The organism is Ruegeria lacuscaerulensis (assembly GCF_013031245.1).
Taxonomy (GTDB): domain Bacteria; phylum Pseudomonadota; class Alphaproteobacteria; order Rhodobacterales; family Rhodobacteraceae; genus Ruegeria; species Ruegeria lacuscaerulensis_C.
In genome coordinates this window covers 34,370-53,986 of the sequence record NZ_WPZL01000027.1, presented here as the reverse complement: position 1 = coordinate 53,986, position 19,617 = coordinate 34,370, and the positions used below count along the sequence as shown (strand labels likewise).

General features: G+C 57.1%; 21 protein-coding genes and 3 pseudogenes. 7 read left to right on the top strand and 17 right to left on the bottom strand.

Features of this window, described 5'->3' with window-relative positions:
* The coding region (locus GOX66_RS25895) for a hypothetical protein (RefSeq protein ID WP_237212704.1) at positions 1-193 on the bottom strand (193 nt) is incomplete at its 3' end.
* On the opposite strand from GOX66_RS25895, the gene GOX66_RS26375 reads away from it, so the two are divergent.
* From GOX66_RS26375 to GOX66_RS20805, 6 genes are all read left to right on the top strand, one after another.
* Positions 102-344: a molybdopterin cofactor-binding domain-containing protein gene (locus GOX66_RS26375; protein WP_419555573.1), complete on the top strand. Its 243-nt coding sequence runs from the start codon at positions 102-104 to the stop codon at positions 342-344. The two genes, GOX66_RS25895 and GOX66_RS26375, sit on opposite strands and share 92 nt — an antisense overlap.
* Positions 269-604 (top strand): molybdopterin cofactor-binding domain-containing protein, encoded by a 336-nt coding sequence (locus GOX66_RS20825; RefSeq protein WP_170765117.1) that lies wholly within the window; start codon positions 269-271, stop codon positions 602-604. Before GOX66_RS26375 ends, GOX66_RS20825 begins: the two co-directional genes overlap by 76 nt.
* A gap of 93 nt (positions 605-697) precedes the next feature.
* The gene (locus tag GOX66_RS20820; protein ID WP_170765115.1) at positions 698-913 is read left to right on the top strand and encodes a hypothetical protein; all 216 of its coding nucleotides are present in this window, start codon (positions 698-700) and stop codon (positions 911-913) included.
* 7 nt (positions 914-920) lie between these two features.
* Positions 921-1,178: an XdhC family protein gene (locus tag GOX66_RS26370; RefSeq protein ID WP_170765113.1), complete on the top strand. Its 258-nt coding sequence runs from the start codon at positions 921-923 to the stop codon at positions 1,176-1,178.
* Positions 1,179-1,381: 203 nt separating this feature from the next.
* Positions 1,382-2,374: a TAXI family TRAP transporter solute-binding subunit gene (locus GOX66_RS20810; protein WP_170765111.1), complete on the top strand. Its 993-nt coding sequence runs from the start codon at positions 1,382-1,384 to the stop codon at positions 2,372-2,374.
* Positions 2,375-2,454: 80 nt separating this feature from the next.
* A complete protein-coding gene (locus GOX66_RS20805; RefSeq protein WP_170765109.1) occupies positions 2,455-4,584 on the top strand; it encodes a TRAP transporter permease in 2,130 nt (709 codons plus the stop codon).
* 58 nt (positions 4,585-4,642) lie between these two features.
* Here GOX66_RS20805 and GOX66_RS20800 read toward each other — a convergent pair.
* The 14 genes and pseudogenes from GOX66_RS20800 to GOX66_RS20735 all read right to left on the bottom strand — a co-directional run.
* Positions 4,643-4,833 (bottom strand): annotated as a pseudogene (locus tag GOX66_RS20800) (DDE-type integrase/transposase/recombinase); the annotation flags it as partial.
* A 52-nt stretch (positions 4,834-4,885) separates the two neighbouring features.
* Complete coding sequence (locus tag GOX66_RS20795; RefSeq protein WP_170765108.1) at positions 4,886-5,251, bottom strand: zinc ribbon domain-containing protein; 366 nt, start codon at positions 5,249-5,251, stop codon at positions 4,886-4,888.
* 113 nt (positions 5,252-5,364) lie between these two features.
* Entirely contained in the window at positions 5,365-5,910 is a 546-nt protein-coding gene (locus tag GOX66_RS20790) for an AmiS/UreI family transporter (protein WP_170765107.1), read from the bottom strand.
* Positions 5,911-6,017: 107 nt separating this feature from the next.
* Entirely contained in the window at positions 6,018-7,241 is a 1,224-nt protein-coding gene (gene fmdA, locus GOX66_RS20785; RefSeq protein WP_170765106.1) for a formamidase, read from the bottom strand.
* A gap of 165 nt (positions 7,242-7,406) precedes the next feature.
* Positions 7,407-8,498, bottom strand: coding sequence for a helix-turn-helix transcriptional regulator (locus GOX66_RS20780; RefSeq protein WP_170765105.1), 1,092 nt, complete (start codon positions 8,496-8,498; stop codon positions 7,407-7,409).
* 296 nt (positions 8,499-8,794) lie between these two features.
* Positions 8,795-9,471, bottom strand: a pseudogene (locus GOX66_RS20775) (IS6 family transposase).
* A 185-nt stretch (positions 9,472-9,656) separates the two neighbouring features.
* On the bottom strand, positions 9,657-10,187 hold the full coding sequence (locus GOX66_RS20770; protein ID WP_170765104.1) for a hypothetical protein: 531 nt from the start codon (positions 10,185-10,187) through the stop codon (positions 9,657-9,659).
* Between the two features lie 66 nt (positions 10,188-10,253).
* A pseudogene (locus GOX66_RS20765) lies at positions 10,254-10,747 on the bottom strand (IS66 family transposase); the annotation flags it as partial.
* A gap of 127 nt (positions 10,748-10,874) precedes the next feature.
* Positions 10,875-11,831 (bottom strand): AEC family transporter, encoded by a 957-nt coding sequence (locus tag GOX66_RS20760; protein ID WP_170765103.1) that lies wholly within the window; start codon positions 11,829-11,831, stop codon positions 10,875-10,877.
* Positions 11,832-11,919: 88 nt separating this feature from the next.
* Positions 11,920-12,333 (bottom strand): RidA family protein, encoded by a 414-nt coding sequence (locus GOX66_RS20755; RefSeq protein WP_170765102.1) that lies wholly within the window; start codon positions 12,331-12,333, stop codon positions 11,920-11,922.
* Positions 12,334-12,347: 14 nt separating this feature from the next.
* Positions 12,348-12,845, bottom strand: coding sequence for an aminomethyltransferase family protein (locus GOX66_RS20750; RefSeq protein ID WP_170765101.1), 498 nt, complete (start codon positions 12,843-12,845; stop codon positions 12,348-12,350).
* Position 12,846: 1 nt separating this feature from the next.
* Positions 12,847-15,717, bottom strand: a complete 2,871-nt coding sequence (locus tag GOX66_RS20745; RefSeq protein WP_170765099.1) for a 2Fe-2S iron-sulfur cluster-binding protein — start codon at positions 15,715-15,717, stop codon at positions 12,847-12,849.
* Positions 15,704-15,961: a sarcosine oxidase subunit delta gene (locus GOX66_RS20740; RefSeq protein ID WP_170765097.1), complete on the bottom strand. Its 258-nt coding sequence runs from the start codon at positions 15,959-15,961 to the stop codon at positions 15,704-15,706. Before GOX66_RS20740 ends, GOX66_RS20745 begins: the two co-directional genes overlap by 14 nt.
* A gap of 13 nt (positions 15,962-15,974) precedes the next feature.
* Positions 15,975-17,225 (bottom strand): FAD-dependent oxidoreductase, encoded by a 1,251-nt coding sequence (locus GOX66_RS20735; RefSeq protein WP_170765095.1) that lies wholly within the window; start codon positions 17,223-17,225, stop codon positions 15,975-15,977.
* A 112-nt stretch (positions 17,226-17,337) separates the two neighbouring features.
* On the opposite strand from GOX66_RS20735, the gene GOX66_RS20730 reads away from it, so the two are divergent.
* The gene (locus GOX66_RS20730; protein WP_170765092.1) at positions 17,338-17,919 is read left to right on the top strand and encodes a helix-turn-helix domain-containing protein; all 582 of its coding nucleotides are present in this window, start codon (positions 17,338-17,340) and stop codon (positions 17,917-17,919) included.
* A gap of 18 nt (positions 17,920-17,937) precedes the next feature.
* Here the strand turns inward: GOX66_RS20730 and GOX66_RS20725 are convergent, their stop codons facing one another.
* On the bottom strand, positions 17,938-18,690 hold the full coding sequence (locus tag GOX66_RS20725) for an amino acid ABC transporter ATP-binding protein (protein ID WP_170765090.1): 753 nt from the start codon (positions 18,688-18,690) through the stop codon (positions 17,938-17,940).
* Between the two features lie 10 nt (positions 18,691-18,700).
* The gene (locus tag GOX66_RS20720; protein WP_170765088.1) at positions 18,701-19,606 is read right to left on the bottom strand and encodes an amino acid ABC transporter permease; all 906 of its coding nucleotides are present in this window, start codon (positions 19,604-19,606) and stop codon (positions 18,701-18,703) included.
* Positions 19,607-19,617 lie beyond the last annotated feature (11 nt).

Genomic DNA, 19,617 nt, shown 5'->3' with positions numbered 1-19,617 from the left:
TCGTAGGATAAGTGTGCCTTGTGAGTGGCAACTTTTTCACTCGCAAGAAGTTTGCAACACATCCGGTGATTGCCGAAGAATTGCAGGTAGATGTCGAACGGATCCACGTCTCGGCAACAACAACTGAAAAGGTTCCGAACACGATTGCCACTGCGGCTTCTTCGAGAACCGACGTAAACGCAGCTGCAGCCATAAATGCAGCCCGCAAGATCAAGGTTCGGCTCACAGAATTCTTGTCCGAAGAACATTCTGTGCCCCGCGATCAGACGTGTTTCTGCCTAACCGGGTCCGGGTCGGAAATCAGGATATTTCATTCGACGATCTCACCGGACAGGAATTTATGAAGCGTTTATCGCTGTTGGCGACCGGCCACTACAAATCGCCGGAAGACCAGTATGATCCGATCGCCATGACCGGGCAGCCTCATCGGAATTATGTTTATGGGGCTGCCGTTGCCGAAGTTGTGGTCGATACCCTGACTGGCGAGAAAAGGGTCACACGTTTAGACCTATTGCACGACGCCGGCAAATCCTTGAACCCGGCCTTGGATTTAGGACTGCTTGAGGGCGGTTTCATACAAGGCCTGGGCTGGGTGACGACCTAAGAACTGATCTGGGACGATCAGGGTCGTCCGCGAACGCACGCCCCGGCAACGTACAAAATTCCCACCTGCAGCGATCGTCCGAACGACATGCGCATGGAATTTGTCGATTGGTCCACCAATGTCGATGACTCAGTGTTCCGGCCCAAAGCTATCGGCGAGCCTCCTTTTTTTCTGGCGATCTGCGTTCTGAACGCTCTGTCAGATACAGTGGCAAGCGTGGTTCAGCGACGGGACTACGAAGGTCTCGATGCCCCCGCGACCGCAGAAAATATCCTGATGACCTTGCAGCGCTATCTAAACCGCGCCTGACCCAAATGTGGATCGAAAAAGCCTTACAGGTTTTAGAAACCGAGGGGGTTGCGTTCGGGTTGTAATAATTGATGCCGCCGGATCGACCCCGCGAAATGCCGGGACATGGCTGGTTGTTGGTCCCCGTTCCTTTTTAGGCTCCACAGGCGGCGGTACACTTGAGTTTGAAGCCCTGCATATCGCCCGACAACTTATGCACAATCCGTCCTACCGGTGTTGTCACATTAACCGGCGTTCGGATGCCCGTGTCCGGATTTGGACATAGAAAGCATCGATAAGTTCCTCTTCCGCCGGCTGTGTCGCAACAAATAGCGCCATTTGCCTTCCTCCCAGATTTTGGAAATCGCCAATAGAAAATGCGTTACATCGCTTGCCTCCATCAGAGACACGCATAGCTTTATAGTTTGGGTAAAAAATGAAGTTTTTCCTGAACACCCCGAGTTTGCCCTGTCTCAACAGGAGGAGACCATGACAATCACACAACGCTCAACCGCATGCAAAGCGATCGCTGTATCAAGTGCATTTTATATTGCCGTTGGCATGGCCATGGCCCAAGACCGAAGCGACTGGCCCGACAGTTTTTCGGTCGGGACCGCAAGTCAGGGTGGCACCTATTTTGTGTACGGCACGGGCTGGACCAACCTGATATCAGAAACGTTGGATGTTCCCGGGGGCACAGAAGTTACAGGTGGTCCGGTTCAGAATGCTGCACTGGTGCAGACCGGCGATCTGGACATGGGAATGGTCACCATGGGACCTGCCTTTGATGCGATCAATGGCAACAGCGCATTGGCGCCCGGCCTTCAGCACGACCAGATTCGCGCGATCTTTCCGATGTACAAAACAGGCTTTCATGCCGTGACGCTGGAAAGCTCTGGCATTACGGAGTTCGGCAATATCCCCGACGGTGCCGTTGTCGGCGTGGGACCGGCAGGAGGTACGCCCGGTACCTATTGGCCGCGCATACTCGAAGGCATGGGCAAGAATGTCGAGTTTCGCAATGGCGGTGCTGCGGACCTGGCGGGCCAGCTGCAGGATGGGCTGATTGATGTTTACACCTGGGCCGGCGGATTGCCTTATCCGGCGTTCAGCCAGCTGGATGCGCAAACCGATGTAACTTACTTCGGCTTTTCCCCTGAAGAGCAGGCCGTAGTCATCGACACGCAACCTGTGTCCAGCTTTACGATCCCAGCGGGCACGTATCCGTCTCTGGAAGAAGACCAGCTGAGTGTGTCGATGTGGAATTTCGCCATTGCCCATGCCGACCTGCCTGAAAGCTTTGTCTACGAGGTTGTCAAAGCGGTGATGACCAGCAACCCGCAGATGATCGAGATTCACAAGGCCGCCGTCGAAACCCTGCCTGAGAATTTCGACAAGAACACTTTTATCCCGTGGCATCCTGGTGCCGTCCGCTGGTTTGAAGAAAACGGTTTCGAAATCCCGGACGAGTTGAAAGGCTGACGCCAAGAACAAGCCACTGAAACGAGGCACCCTGCCAAACCGGTGGGATGCAAAGGAGATGCAGCAGACGGGCTTGGCCGATGACCGACACCCAGAAGCACCACCAGGACGGACCCTCCACCGGTAACGGCGCGACGTCGGAGTTGGACCGCGCGCAAGGGCTGATGAAGATCTGGTTCCTGCTATGTGCCGTCTACGCCGGATGGCACTTGTATGTACTCAACATTGCCCCGCTGGAAACCTGGACATTTCGCATCTTGCACATTGCCGGCGCATTGATGCTTGGCTTTGGTCTAAGCGCAAACCTGTCCGTGCGAGCCGCGACTGAAGGCGCAAAGAAACGCTTCTCGGGGATACTGGGTGGTTTGGCCCTTGTTGCGGTTTTAGTGGCCTTTGGCTCACTGAGTGCGGCGGTGTTGACCATGAAACCCGGTGCACAGGCGCCACCAGACTGGACGCTGGCGCCATATGGCTGGACCCTTGCCGGTGGAGCGCTGTTGGCCATTCTGACCGGCTGGATCCGTCCGGCCCGGCAGGGGCAATTGCCGCTGGCCGATATTGCTTTGATCGTTGCGACAGTGGCGAGTTGCGGTTTTATCCTCTTCAGTCTCGACACGCTGTCATTACGATTGCGGGCCGGAACACCTTTTGCTGACGAAAACAATGGCTGGGCCGCCTTCGTCATCGTCGTGCTGATCGCAGAACTGACCCGCAGGCTTGCCGGTTTGGCTCTTGTCGTCATCACACTTGCCTTTATCGCATACGCCTTTTTGGGACCCTGGATGCCAGGCTTTCTGGAACACAGGGGCTATGACCTGAAGAGGTTTTTCACCTATATCGTCACCGACAACGGCTTGCTTGGCCCGACAACAGCAGTGTCATCGACATACATCATCCTTTTCATCGTTTTTGCAGCCTTTTTGCAAAGCTCCAAAGTCGGGGACTATTTCGTCGACTTTGCCTTCGCCGCAGCGGGCCGTGCGCGTGGTGGACCCGCCAAGGTTTCGGTGCTTGCTTCGGGTCTGATGGGCATGATCAACGGCACTTCTGCGGGCAATGTCGTATCAACAGGATCGCTTACCATCCCGTTGATGAAAAAGGTGGGATACCGCCCTCAATCTGCGGGCGCAATCGAAGCAGCGGCGTCGACCGGTGGTCAGATCATGCCGCCCATCATGGGCGCAGGCGCGTTCATCATGGCTGAAATAACCGGTATCCCTTACACGGAATTGGTGATCGCAGCGCTGATCCCGGCGATCCTTTACTTCGCGTCGATCTATTTTATGGTCGATTTTGAGGCCAGTCGCACCGGGATGCGCGGGATGCGCCCGGATGAGCTGCCACGGCTGTCTGACCTGATACGCCAAGTCTATCTCTTCATTCCCATCTTTATCCTGATCGGCGCACTTTTCAGCGGCTATTCCGTCATCCGCGCGGGCACGCTTGCCATTGTGTCGGCAGCCATGGTCAGCTGGCTGACACCGTTTCGCATGGGTCCGCGAGAAGTGTACGAGGCTTTGGGAAATGGCGGTCGGATGTCGCTGCAGATTATTGTCGTTTGTGCCTGCGCAGGCCTGATCGTCGGTGTGATTTCACTTACGGGTGTGGGCGCTCGTTTCTCCAGCTTGCTTTTCGACCTCGCACAACAAAGCACGTTGGTGGCGCTGATCTTTGCGATGATGATTGCGGTGATCCTGGGCATGGGCATGCCGACGACGGCCGCTTATGCGGTGGCGGCCTCAGTTGTCGCACCCGGGTTGATCGAGATTGGTATCAAACCCCTTATCGCACATTTTTTTGTCTTCTATTTCGCCGTAGTTTCAGCAATCACCCCGCCCGTCGCTCTTGCGGCATACGCTGGTGCCGCAATCGCAGGGTCCGAGCCGATGCGTACGTCGGTAACCAGCTTCAAGGTAGGGCTGGCCGCCTTCATTGTACCCTTCATGTTCTTCTATAGCCCGGGTCTTTTGCTGGAAGCCCCGTGGTATGTCAGCGCGCGCAATCTCGTCACGGCGCTCTTTGGGGTTTTCATGCTGGCTGGTTCGGTGCAGGCATGGTTCATCGGTCCAGCGGGTCCAATCGTGCGCTTGATTTTGCTTTTCGGCGCTGTCTGCATGATTTCGGGGGACTGGTGGACCGACCTGTTGGGTTTGGTGATCGGGGGAGCGTTGATGTTGAGGAACCGGCTAAAAAGCAGGCAATCTGCCTGATCGTGAGGTTGTGTTGCGAATTTCATTGCAAGTGGCATTGTTGGCGCCGGCGGGCTGATTATCCCGCCAATCGGGCGAACTGCTGAAGCAGACAAATCCAGGCGTGAACTGACCGTTGCGGATCATGTGCGTCACCTTGGTTCCCTCAAGCGTTACCGCCGCTGAAGCGAAGGCTTTGGACCCCAGCATAGGTCGAGTGCGCCGCTTGGTGAAAGGGTGGTCCTGCTCGACGATATTGTTCAATTTTTTCTGCCTCACTATTTCTTTTTGTTATCGAGTAGCCATCGTATCAGGCCCGACGTTAGTGGCCGAGCAACCATGGGCGCTCCGGCGCGATATGGGACCGAAGACCTGGCTCTAGGCGATGGAAGGTTTGTTGACGGGTATCCGGCACATGATGATCCTGTGACTGCTGCACATCATGCAGATGACGGCCGGTTTTTTCGAACTGACAGCGGTTCATAACCATTGGCTTTTCTGCTGCTTTCTCATTGCGCAAATTGGCACCGACAACCGCCGGGGCCAGTCTGGCAACGAAAGGCAGCGATATCTTCCGCGCGCTTTTTGAACCACAAATTGGGCAACTTGCAGGATGCCTGTAGCGGCTCATAGAAGCGTAACCCTGAAAGGGACCGCAAGTGCCGCAATTGTAGTCGTATAGGGGCATTTTTACCTCCTTTGTATCGGGGACTTCCTCTTCGGTGCCTATTAACCTTTGGGTGGAAAACTAAGATACTCGGTCGCGCATTTTTAAGTTCCGAACGTGAAACCGGATTCGTATCACCCCGCTCCGACTGCTGCAGGAGGGGCCGCGCCGATCAATCCGCTAAGCAGCAGGAAGCCGGGAAGCCAGCCTGTCAGAATCCCTTCTGCAATCGCAACCATTCCGGTTACCCGGGCAATCTTCGCCTCCCGCACGAGGAGCAGGAAGAACATGAACCAAAGCACAGCCCAGGCGCCCCAACTCAGCGCGAACCAGAAATCCCAAAGGGTGCTCGCCGCTGCAAATGTCTGCAGGCACACCGGCACCGCAGTGATTGCAACGAACAGTGAAAACCAGCCAAGGCCGCGCCCGTCGGCCTGGCTGTAGCGATTGAAGGCCACCCAAAGATAGGTGAAGCTGAAGAGCAATGTCAGTGCGGCCGCTTTGATCGAGGCGGCATCGGCCCCCGGACCAAAGGCCGAATAGAGTGCGACCAATAGCGTTATGCCGCCGCTAAAGACATTGATGATGGCAATTTCCTGATCCTGAATCCGGCCCATCAGCCAAAGCCCGTTCAGGAACAGTACCGCGCCGACATAAAGAAGCGCCAATCCCAGAAGCATGTAACCCTCCGTTGTCCGCGGATACGGTCGTCCGCTTTAACGTTGTGCGACCCCGGACGGCAAAAGTCGTTTTTGACCGTGGGCGGCACTGGTGAATGGTCGGGGCGTCAGCTGGCTTGGGCAACCGACACCGTATTCTCGATCTTCGTCGGTCCCTGCGCCGACGGTCGGATGTCGAAGTCAAAGATTTCGGTTGGGATAGCGAGGGTACAGCAGGCGTTCGGAATGTCGACGATTCCGCTGATACGTCCTTCAACCGGCGCGGTTCCGAGTATGACGTAGGCCTGCTCGCCGCTATAGCCGAATTTCTTGAGATACTCGATGGCGTTGAGGCACGCCCGGCGATAAGCCACATGGGCATCCAGATAGAACTGTTCGCCCGTTGTCTCGTCGACAGAGATGCCCTCAAAAACCAGATACTCCGCGAAATGCGGTTCGATAGGGCTGGGCCGGAAGATCGGATTGATAACCCCGTATTTTTCCATACCGCCCTTGATCAGATCGACTCCGATGTCGAGGTATCCTGCCATCTCGATCGCACCACAGAAAGTGATCTCGCCATCACCCTGCGACCAGTGGATGTCCCCCATCGACAGGCCGCCGCCCGGTACATAGACCGGGAAGTAGATCCGCGAGCCGCGTGAAAGGTTTTTTATGTCGCAATTGCCGCCGTGTTCGCGCGGCGGGACTGTGCGCCAAGCCTCGGCGGCTGCCTTCGCAGCCTTACCCGCCTCCAACTGCCCCATTAGCGCGGTATCCGCGTGGGGTGGTGCCAGCAGCGGCGGAACACGGTCAGGGTCTGTCGATAGCAGCTTGGCTTCTCGGTCGTTCGCGGCCTTAAGCAATTTCTCGTCAGGCAGGCAACCGATCAGACCCGGATGGACGATCCCTGCCCAGCGGACGTTTGGCACGTGGCGCGAGGTCGTATAGATTCCATGGAAATCCCAGCAAGCCTTGCGGGCATCGGGATAGTGTTCCGTCAGAAATCCGCCCCCGTTGTCTCGCGCGAATATGCCGGTGAACCCCCATTGGGATTCCGGCAGATATCCCACATCGAGCAGATCGACGACCATGAGGTCTCCTGGCTCGGCGCCTTCGACCCCGAACGGGCCACTCAGATAATGCACCTTGGTCAGGTCGACATCGCGCACGTCGTTGGCGCTGTCGTCGTTCTTGATCTGGCCGCCGGTCCAGTCGTAGCATTCCACCCGGAATTCCGCACCGGGTTTGAAGGTTTCGACCATGGGGATGTCCGGATGCCAGCGGTTGTGCGTTTTGACTGATTGCTCCTCCGGCCATTTATCGAATTCGACATGGAATGCGGTGTGCATCGGTTTTTCCTCCAGAGCTCACGATGAGGTGTAATTGTGGATGCCGCCATCGCGACGGCATCCGGCGGAAATTCGCAGGTTCCGGTCACGCACAAGGCGGCTATGGCGCAATATGTAGCGGTTGAATTTGTACCGCGCATCACCCCGTCAGGTGAGGTGCATGCCTCAGATAATCCCGCGAGAAGACAGGAAGCGCACCAGGCATGCATGGCTGTGCACATCGAGCTTGGTGTAAAGATGCTGCAAATGGGTGTGGGCGGTGTTGGCACCAACGCCGATACGCCGACCCGCGCCCGAAAGGGTTTCCTCTCTTGCTATAGCATCCAGCAAACGTGTCTCTGCCGGCGTCAGACCGTAAACGCGCCCAACTTCCGAAAGAAGATCATCCTGAACAGACCGCCCACCCGGAATGATGATGGCTACGCGCTGCTCTGGACGGTTGGTTACAGGCACCACGTGAACCAGCCGGAGCACTGTCGGCACGATGTCTTGCGGCCCGCAAAGAGATAGGATTTCCGTCTTGTCTATCGGTCCTCTCGCGATGCCCAACACCCGGCTCCACAGCAATCTCGAGGTCGCATACGTATGACCACCCAGTCTTTTGGAACCAACACGCAGAACCCTACTCCCGGCAATTGCACGTCCTGCCGCAGCATTCATAAAGCGAAGATAGCAGTGTTCATTGACCAGCAGGCAGCCAGAGGAAATGTGATTGAGGACCGTGGACAACGCGCGCCGTTCCTGCCGATATTCGCCAATACTGAGGCCAAGCTCGCGAATCTTGTCTAGATGCAGAAGGATGGATTTGAGATGTCGACCATCGCAATCGTTGTACTCGCGCGTAAAGTTTCTGGCCCATACAACCACGACTTCGGCGCACATGCCGCATCGTGCCGTGACTCCAAGGATTGCACGTTTGCGCAGGGCAGCCTCCCGAATCCGGATTGAGAACCTTGTGATCCGAAGAATTTCAGCCATTTCCTGCCCGGATAGGACCATGCCGGGCTTGAGTGCCACCAGACGACGCAATTCTCCTACGGTAGGCCGAGGACCAGTCATGCCGGTGCCTGACTGGTCCGTACACGGCCAGTGCGGGCAATGGTTCAGCAGGGTTTTCTGACCGTCAGCGAGACCAATTTCCAGCATAGCCGTGGATCCGCCGAATTCTTGGCAGACCGTTTCCAACAAGGGCGACAGATCGCCCTTCCCGTTGAGACCGGCGTAAAGCCGGGAGATATCCAATGACAAAATCTCCATGGAAATTTTGCGCCTGCTTCTCCAGTTACGCTGTCCCACCTGCCAATATTGAACTCGGCATTACAAATATGTTGGATGTAATTGGATGTAGCTCAAGGCAGCGTTAAAGAAAGCCGAATAAGCACCTATGCCTCGATGGATTCGCGCCAGTTCTTCACGGAGAGATCCCTCTGTTTGCAATGGCTCACCGATGGGACTGCGTGTTTGAATGAGGTTGAACAGATTTGTTTACCGGCGACATATGATTACGTTGCAAAGTATTGGGTCGGACAAATGGTTTTGTGATCGCTTCAGATTCAGATTGCCACCTCGGCGAATAGATGAAACGGAACAATGTCCGGGCGTTGTTTGGTTGTTGCAGTTCAAATGTGCCACTTCGATTTCGTCGAGTGTTGCCGCTGCTGAAGCGAATGCCTTGAATCCCAGCATTAGCCGAATGCGTCTCTTGATGAATCGATGGTCCTGTTCCATGATGTTGTTAAGGTACTTGCGTCTCACCATCTCAATCGGGATCGGGCAGCCAAAGCCTTTCAGAATCTTGTTGATTGTTTTGATGCCAGCGATGTTCGCACCGCTCTTGTCGATGACGAACTTTCGAGGAAGACCATTCCAGCATTCGAGCAATGAATTTCGTCGCGGCAGGTTTGTTCCGACGTCGTGAAATCATGAAACCATGTGTCTTGCCGTGTTTGTCGGCGGCTCGGCAGAGATAGACCCACGCGCCTTTCACTTTTACGTAAGTCTCATCTATAAGCCAGGAACGGTCACACAATCCCTTCCGTCTGCGCGCTGCGTCGGCGATTGCGCCTGAATATCGTGTGACCCAACGGTTCAGCGTCGTGTGATCTACCGCAACGCCACGCTCGGACATGATTTCTTCAAGGTCACGGTACGACACGCCGTATCGAGCATAGAAGAGGACCGAGAACAGGATCGCATCCTTCGTGATCGCCCTGTGAGCACGCCGCCGGATGCCGAAACCGTGCAGTCAACGATAGGAGACTGGATGGAAGAATATAACAACAACCAACCACTAAGCAGCCTGAAATGACGCTCGCCCCGCGAGTTCATCAGGACTAATCTGAAACCGTTTAGGTGTCCGCTGAAACAGGGGCTGGTTCACTAAGATATCGATCAAGCGTTGGGTTTGAACTCAATTCACCACTTTCCATTTATACCGACGCTAAAAGCGGCATACTGATCCAGCTTGAGGTAGGGGGTTTCCTGTCCACGGGGCGCCATCGGGTTCCCGTTCAGAAAGCCAACTGTAATATAACAATCCGTGCGTTCGCCCCCATGACTGCTTGAGGTCCAAACAAGCCGCATCAGGTCTTCAGCCAGAACCATAGAAAGTGGCATTTCTCGATGAATATTAACGATTTCTTTGTGAAGGATATTCAGTTCATCTCGCAGGGCCCACTGCTTTTTCCTCAGCTCACGCCGTTCTTCCGCGGAGATATCTCCCAAAAAGACAGGGTCGGGAAGAATTGCTTTTACCTGACGATCCCCGCCCTCTTTGTGCGTCGCGAATTCAAACACACCATCAGGGCCCTCATAGCGGGAATAAAACATCGCATCTCCTTGTCGCCCTTCCATGCGGTTGAGAGAGAGTACAGACGAACCTGTTTCCGTGTTACGTGCAATGGCCGCTTTATTCACCGCGGACGCTTCTTCGTCATAGATATACACCAGTATTTTCCTCAGTTTGAAGATGCCGGTCGGTAAGCCCGGTCTATTGTGATTGTTTGGCCTCTTTTACACAGCTTGCGTGGTGTAATTCCAAGGCATGAGTTCACAGAGGCGGGTGATCTTGTGATCTGAGATGCGCTCTAAGGCCCAACTGAGCCAGGCTTTTGGGTCGACGCCATTGAGTTTGGCGGTTTCGATCAGGGTGAATGCGATGGCCATGGCTTTTCCGCCACCTTCGGATCCAGCAAACATCCAGTTCTTTCTCCCGATGGCGACGGGTTTGACAGCACGCTCGGCCGAGTTGTTGTCCAGTTCCAAGTAACCATGATCCAGGTATGCGCGGGCTTTCGGCAAGCGTCCCAAAGCATAGCGGATCGCCTTCGCCAGCGGCAACTTGCCGGATATTCGGGGCAATTGATCGTGCAGCCCTTGTTCGAGTTCATCAAAGACTGGTTTGGCCTTATCCTGTCGCAAGGCGGCACGCTTTTCGGGGGTTTGCGCCGTGCCACTTTTTCTACGGCATAGAACTTTGCAATCCTGCGGATGGCTTCTTCGGCAATTGCTTAGACGCCTCCAAACCGGACTGTTTGAAAACCCACAATGGCACAGAGAGGCCAGCGGGGACGTCTACACCTTCAGAACCCCATGAAAACCTGGTACTTGACAGGCATCAGATCCCTTTGAAGTCTAGCTAACACCACCGGCAATGGCCGCCCCGGTCAATGGCAGCAGCAGCGCCAAAGAGACGGGGATGGTGATTGCCGAGACCAGAGTTTGGATCGTGACGATCGCCGCCATTAGCGGGGCGTCCCCGCCAAGCTGTTTCGCCAGCGTGTACGACGATACACCAGTTGGCACCACCGAATAGACAATGGCGATCTGCAGGACATTCTGCGGGAGACCTATGAGCAGACCGATGGCCAGAGCAGCCAGCGGAAACACCATCATCTTGCCCAAAAAGGACAGCAGTATCGGCCATACCCGGGCCGTCATCGCCCGCACCCGCAGATTGGCCCCCACTGCCAGCAGGGTAATCGGCAAAGCGCCCGCACCCAGAACATCGGATATCTCGTGAACTACTGGGATCCGGTCACCTACAATACGATTGGCCAGAATTGCCAACAGGATTGCGATCACATAGGGGTTGCGCGCCAGTTCGCGCAGAATGGCCATCGGCAGGTACCCCGTTCCGCGTTTCTGAAGCGCGCTGACCATCAAAACCACCATTGCGATATTTGTAACCGGCACCAACATGGCGGTGGCCAGAATAGCGATATCGAACCCCTGCTGCCCAAACAAATTGCCCGCCATCGCCAACCCGATGAACGAGTTATGCCGGGCACACCCTTGCAGTATCGAAGTGGCCTGAGGCGCCGGATAACCCGCCAACCGGGGTGCGATCAGGCCAAAAAGCAAAGTGGCGATGAACCCACCCAGAATGGTGATCGAATACAGCCCCAGTGACGTGGCCTCGACCGGCGCCAGAGAAATCTTGGTGAACAGCAGGCAGGGCATAAGCACCCAGTAGACCAGCTTGTCATTCAGGTTCCAGAAATCGGTACTGGGAATGCCGCCCTTGCGCAGGGCCAGGCCCAAGGCAATGATCAGAAAGATTGGCAGGATCGAAGTCAGGGTCGTCAGCATGGCGTGTCACTTGCGGCGTGGGGTCGGGGCAACCGGACACCGAAACAACCTGGAACACAATGGTTCTCGATAGTTTTTGTCTGCCACCCTACCCGGCCTGTTCCGCATTGTCGTCGATAACGGCCATCGCGTCGATCTCGACCAGCAACGACGGATCGGCCAGCCCCTGCACAACCACCCCGGTCGAACAGTGGTGCACGCCTTCGAACCAGCGATTGATCGCCTCGTAAACGGCAGGACGGTATGAGATATCGGTAACATAGACCGTTAGTTTACACACATCTGCCAGGCTGCCGCCGGCCTCTTCCATCCAGCGCTGGATGTTACGGCAGGCCTGATCCGCCTGCGCGCCGGGGTCGCCTTCACCGACCAGGGTCCCGTCCAACAGGGTGCCGACCTGTCCCTGCATGAACACGAAATCCCCCCGCGCGCGGATCGCTTTGGAATAGGTCGCCTGAGCGTGATAGCGGGTCTGATATTTGTGGACATGCGTGCGGGCCATGGGACCTCCTTTTTTCAGGCAGTTGCGCGGGTCAGGTAATCCGTGATCATGTCGCCAAAGCTCTGTTCGACGGCGAATTCGAAACCGCCCTCGCACCGCATCACCAGTGCTTTCAGGCCAAACAGCTCGGAATAAGTGACCGCGTCAGCGTCAAACGCAGTGTCGTGCAGATCGAGCGGGCAGGCAATGGCCATCACATCCGCCGCTTGTAGGCCGGTGACGCGGAAAAAGGTCAGAGTGTCCGAGACCCGCACGATACTGATATCGGCCGGGCAGTCGGTGGGTCTGAGCTGCGTCTCGAGCCGCCCTTCCAAGCCCAGCGGGGCACGCACAATCCAGTGATCTCGCCCGATGTGATACAGGTCGAGCGCATCCCGCCTTGTCCGGGAATTCGGTCGTTCCGGCAAAGCCGGCAAGGCCCCTTCAACCCAAGTCAGAATTGCTGCGGGGGACCCTTTGAGGTCGAACAGCGCGTTCAGGCTCTGGCGGGCGATATTAACCTTGTAACTCATCTCAGGACCTCAGCAGCTTGCCTTCGGGATCGTGGAATACCGGCTTCGTTACCGTCACCGGGATCACATCATCCTTCACCCGGACATGGGCGGTTTCGCCCTGTCGCGCGTGACCGTTCTGCAGCAGTGCCAGCCCGACCCATCGGTTGTTGACCACACTCCAGACGCAGGCCGTGACCAGACCATCGGTGGCCTCCTTGCGGCCTCCGGGGGTCAACGGCGCGCCTTCGGGGATTGGCCGGTTGGGGTCTTCCGGCAGAATCCCCACCAACTCGCGCCGCGTTCCGCCGCCCGACCGGCGCAGAGCAACCGAGCGTTTACCCAGGTAGTCTGGTTTCTTCTTCGACATTGCCCAGCCCATACCCAAATCGTAGGCATCAACCGTTCCGTCAACCTCGTGACCAAGCGACAGGAACCCCTTTTCGACCCGCAGCACGTGGCTGGACTCTGAGCCGACAGGCAGGATGCCAAAGGGAGCACCCGCCTCCATCACTTTGCCCCACAATTCCGCCATATGGCGGGGGGCGACATTGACCTCATAGGACAGCTCACCGGTGAAGCTGACCCGGACCACACGCGCCGGAAAACCGGCGACGGTGCCATCTCGGAAGGACATGAAGGGGAACGCCTCGGGCGAGAGATCGATATCTGTCCCCAGAGCGTGCATGACCTCGCGCGCCATGGGGCCACAGATGGTGGCATTGTTCCACTGGCTTGTGACAGTCGTGATCATCACCTGCCAGTTCGGGAACTCGGTTTGCAGCAGCTTTTCCATTTGCTGGTTCACTGCATCCGCATGGCCGGTCGAGGTCGAGATCATCCAGCGGTGCTCATCCAGCCGGAAGGCCACGCCATCGTCCAGGATCAACCCATCCTCGGACAGCATCAACCCATATCGTCCATCACCCGGTTTCAGGCTGGACATGATGTTGGAATAGATAAAATCGAGGAATTGCGGAACGTCCCGCCCTTTCAGCTCGAACGTGCCAAGCGGAGAACCATCGTAGACACCAACGCCTTCGCGCACCGCGCGGCATTCCCGGTTCACCGCCTCTTGCAGATCTTCTCCGGGCTTGGGGAAATACCCCGGCCGCCGCCATCGGGCGCCAGCCTCGTACATCACCGCGCCATTGTCCTTGTTCCATTGCGTCACCGGGGTATGGCGATAGGGGAACAGCACCGTCTCTTCCCGCAATCCTCCGATCGCGCCAAAGGAGACCGGTGTATAGGGCGACCGGAAGGTGGTTGTGCCAACCTCCTGCAGCGGAACGCCCTTTTGCAAGGCAACAGTGCCGATAATGTTAATGTTGCCGGTCTTGCCCTGATCGATGCCCATGCCGCCGGTGGTGTAGCGTTTGACATGTTCGGCATTGTCGTAGCCTTCGCGAAGCGCCAGGTGCACATCGCTGACGGCCACATCGTTCTGAACGTCCAGAAACGCCTTGCCACGCTGGCCTGGAACATCCACCCGCCAAAGCGGCTCAATCCGATAGGTCAGGTCTTCGCCTCCATCGACGATCCGGTCCAGCGTCAGAACACCGGCCGCCGCACCCACGGCCCGGCAGGATTGCACCGCCTGATCGGGGCAAAACGCAGCCAGCTCCTCATCAAACCGCAGAGTGCTGCGGGACTGAGACCACAGATGCACCGTCGGATTCCAACCCCCGGAGCAGGCCAGCAGATCGCAAGTGATCCAGGTCCCGGCCCCGCCGTTGGCGGGCACAGCCTTCACGGCGCGGACACGTTTGTGCCCCCGGACATCGCTGACAACGGTTCCGGAACGCACCGTAATCCCGGAAACCAGATCCAATGCCGCCTTCGGCACCGTGTTGCGGCTGTCCAGGATCGCCTCGACCGTGACGCCCGCCACGGCCAGATCGGCCGCCACTGCATAAGCACTGTTGTTGTTGGTAAACAGCACCACGCGCTGCCCAGGCGTCACCCCCCAGCGGTTGACATAAGCCTGAACCGAAGAGGCCAGCATCACACCAGGACGATCATTGCCGCCAAACACCAATGCGCGTTCCGTGGCCCCGGTGGCGATGACAACCTCGCCCGCACGGACCCGCCAGCTGCGTTCGAGGATCGAATCCTGCTCAGGGTCCCGCTGGTTCACGATCAGCAGATTATGCTCACGATAGGCCCAGACGGTTGCGTTCTGTAGGTGGATCACATTCTCCATCCCGCGCAGTTCGGCCACCGCATCGGCCACCCAATCCATAGCGGGACGGCCGCCGATGGTCAGGTTGCGATGGAGCAGGCTGCCGCCCGCCTCAGCACCCTCATCGGCCAGAAACACCCGCATACCCGCGCGCGCCGCCTCAAGTGCAGCCTGCAAACCGGCAGGACCCGCCCCGGCGATCAACACGTCGGCATGGGCATTGCGGGCCTCGAAATGACCCCTGGCCGGAGGTTTGGCCGGAGCTGCCGCCAGACCGGCGGCTTTGCGAATCGACGGTTCGAACAGGTGCCAATTGGGCCATTTGAACGTCTTGTAATAGAAACCTGCCGGGAGGAACCGCTCAAACAGTTGGTTTATACCGCCCAGATCGAACTCGGGTGAGGGCCAGCAATTGACCGACCGGGCACTCAGACCGTCGCGCAGCGGCACCGTAGTCGCCGGACGGTTGCCCGAGGCGTCTTCGCCATCAAGCTCAACCAATGTCGCCGGTTCCTCGGGTCCGTGACCCATGATGCCGCGCGGGCGATGGTACTTAAAACTGCGGGCAGTGACCCGCACGCCGTTTGCCAGCAGCGCCGAGGCGAGCGTGTCGCCCTTGAACCCCTCATAAGACTTGCCGTTGAAGGTAAATTGCAAAGGTTGGTTCCGGTCGATGCGCCCTCCCGAGGCGCGACGGTTACTTTGTGCCATCGGGGACCTCCACAATGTCATGGGTCCGTGTGTCCCGCCAGATCGCGAACCATCCTCCGCATCCGCGCGCGTGCCACCATTTTTCCCGAACCGGTCCTAAGGGGTTCGGCGTCACAGTCAGATACTCTACCCATTCCGCGTCACTGACGGCGTTGGGATCGGGGCGGTCCGCCCCAACCGGACCTCCATAGATAAACTCGCTTTCATTTCGCTTGCCGCAGAACGGGCAGGTTAAAAGCATCATGGTCCCGTCCTTTCTATCGCGCCGTTGTGGTGCCGGCTTCCATCACGAAGTCCAGATGTCGGAACCTGCCAAGTGTGAATGGAGCCATCAGAGGGTGCGGTTCTCCCTTGGCCACCAGATGCGCTAACGTCAGCCCACCGGCGGGGATGGCCTTGTATCCGCCCCACCACCCGGCGGTGACAAACAGCCCCGGCACTTCGGTCTGATCCATGATGGGCGAGGCATCATGAGCAATGTCCAGATGCCCGCCCCATTGCCGCATCAGCTTGAGCTTTTTGAAGCTTGGGAACAGCGACAGCATCGCGGTCACGGTGTCTTCGAAGACATGCTGCTTGATGTCGCGGCGGAAGCTTTGCCCCATATCAGGCGCGCCGCCGATCACCATCTCGCCCTTGTCGGACTGGCTGAAATAGAACCCACTATCCGGGCAGTTCACGATCACATCGACCAGGGGCTTCACCGGCTCGGACACAAAGGCCGTCAGGTTCATCGTCCGCAACGGCAGTTTCAGCCCGGCAGTTTCCGTCAGCGTTGTGGTATGGCCCGACACGGCCACCACAACCTTGCGCGCCCGCACAGTGCCACGATTGGTCTCGACACCTTCGATGGCACCATCGTTACCGCGGATCAGAGATTGCACGGGGGTCTGCTGATGGATCTCCACGCCCATCGCATCCGCAGCACGGGCGTAACCCCATGCCACGGCATCATGCCGGTTTACACCCGCATCCGTATGCACCATGCCGCAGATCACCGGCAGGCGGGCATCTGGTCCGCCACCAGTCAGTGCCGGAATGCGCCTGCGCAGTTCTTCGGTCGTGATGTGTTCATAGGTCGAGCCATAGATGTCCATCGTAAGCTGTCGTCTGCGCAATTCACGCAGCTTGGGCCATGTTTGGACCACGTCCACCATGGTGCGTTTTGAATGCATCATGTTGAAGTTCAGCTCATCCGTCAGCCCTTCGTACATGGCGACGGATTTGACATAGAACGGGATTGACTCGTCACGCATGTAGTTCGAGCGGATTGTCACGGTGTTTCGGGCTATGTTGCCGCCACCCAGCCAGCCGCGCTCCAGCACCGCCACATCGGTGATGCCAAACTCTTTGGACAGGTAGTAGGCGGTGGCCAGCCCATGCCCCCCTGCCCCGATCACCACCACTTCATAGCGATCTTTGAGCGGAGGGCTTTGCCAGGCTCGTGGCCAATTTTTGTGCCCGGAAAGTGCGTTTCGGGCGAGCGAGAAGACGGAATACTTTTGCATGGTAGTAACAATATTTATCATTAGTTATTTACTGTCAAGCAACGTTTTTACTTTTGCGCAAGCTCCAATGAAGCTATTCTGGGCTCAAAATTAATCAGATGAAGGTCATTCAATGCAGGACAGGAAATCGGATGCCGAACTGGAAATCGGGCGGACCCTGCAACGGCTGCGACAAGAGAGGAACCTGACCGTCACCGAGCTGGCTGCACAGGCGCAGGTATCGGCGCCGATGATCAGTCGTATTGAAAATGGAAATGTATCACCTTCGCTGGGCACACTTCAGGCACTTGCCGATTCCCTGTCGGTATCTTTGATGGCTTTGTTCAGCCGTTCCGACGATGCTGCGGACGTGCATCATGTCAAGGCAGGAACCGGCCTGCCTTCCTGCCGCATTACGCAGGACCACGCCCACAACTATCTGTTGTTGGGCAAACACAACGGCCTGGGAGGCATTTTTCAGTCCGCCCGCATACGAATAGCGAAAGAAGAAGCAGGCAACCTGCCTCGCTACCAGCACGAAGGATACGTTTTCATCCAGATGATCGAAGGCCAGGCGACTTATGGTTGTGGCACTCAGGACTTTGCGATGTCGGCGGGCGACACACTCAGCTTCGACGCCAAGCTGCCGCACGGGTTCCGCGACATCCTGTCGGATGAGATCGAGTTCATCACCGTCTCAACCCGCCCGCAATAGCACGGCGTAAACCGACCGTCAGTGCCCCAGAAGCTGGCTCAGGAACAGCTGGGCGCGGTCGCTTTGCGGGTTGCCGAAGAACTCTTCAGGGCCTGCTACCTCGATAATCTCGCCTTCGTCCATAAACACGACACGATCGGCCACCTTGCGGGCAAAGCCCATCTCATGCGTCACGCAGATCATGGTCATGCCTTCCTCTGCCAGTTCGATCATCACATCCAAAACCCCTGCGATCATCTCCGGGTCCAATGCCGAGGTTGGCTCGTCGAACAACATCAGCTTGGGCTTCATGCAAAGAGAGCGCGCGATCGCCACGCGCTGTTGCTGGCCGCCCGACAGCTGGGGTGGATACTTGCCGGCCTGTTGCGCGATATGCACCCGCTCCAGATAGTGCATGGCAAGATCGGTAGCGTCCTTCTTTGATACGCCCCGGTTCCGCATTGGCCCCAGGATCAGGTTGTCGAGGATCGTCATATGCGGGAACAGGTTGAAACTCTGGAACACCATGCCCACTTCGCGGCGGATTTCGGCGATGTTCCTCATGTCCGGCGTGACCTCGATCCCATCAACCATGATGGTGCCTTTCTGATGCGCCTCAAGCTGGTTGATACAGCGGATCATGGTCGACTTACCCGACCCGGACGGGCCGCAAACAACAACCTTCTCGCCCTCATTCACGGTCATGTTGATGTCGTGCAGGGCGCTGAACTGACCGTACCACTTGCACATTCCGGTGATTTCGACCAGCGGTCTGACGGAGGCATCAAGCATTAAACTACTCCTATCGGCGAATTCTGGCAGCACGTCGTTCGAGCCAGTCGAACAAAAGCGCAAAGCTGTAACACAGGGCGAAGTACATCGCGCCCACCAGAATCCAGGTTTCGAACACCTTGGTTGTGGTTGCGGCGACCTCGGTGGCCATAAAGGTCAGTTCCTGAATGGAAATCAGCGAGACAATGGCGCTGTCCTTGATCAGGGTGATGAACTGGCCTGCCAGCGGCGGCAGAATCTTGCGCAGAGCCTGGGGCAGGATCACGTCGCGCAGAACGTTGAACGGCGACAGACCGATGGCACGGGCGCCCTCCCATTGCCCCTTGGGAACGGACTGGATACCGGCACGGACGATCTCGGTAATATAGGCGCCCTCAAACAGGGCCAGGCACAGAACCCCGGCGAGAAAGTTCGACAGCAACTCGGGCCGGCCGAACATGATCCGGAACACCGGATTGTCGACCATCGCGCTGTCGGGGTTCACGTCGTCCAGCCCCATGGCTGGGAACAATTGACTGGAGACGAAGAAGTAGAAGATAAAAATGAAGACCAGAGGCGGGATATTACGGATTAGTTCGACATAGGTTCGGCTGATGATCTTCAGCGTCAGATTGTTTGACGTGCGCCAGTATCCCATAAGGACACCGATTACCGTGGCCAGTATCGTTCCCCAGACCGCAAGGCGCAAAGTAGTGAACAGGCCTATCAGCAGAAGGTTTGCGACATATTCCTGTCTTTCCGGGTCCCAGCGGATCAGAAAATCGAGAACGCGCGACCAATCCCATTTGTATACCAGCACATCCTTGACCTGATATCCGGCATAGATCACCAGGGCGGCAACCGCGCCGAATATAACAAAATCGGAGACGGCAAGACGCTTTCTTGGCGGGGCGGGCGGGGGGGAATTTCTGTCCATGGGCACTTTCA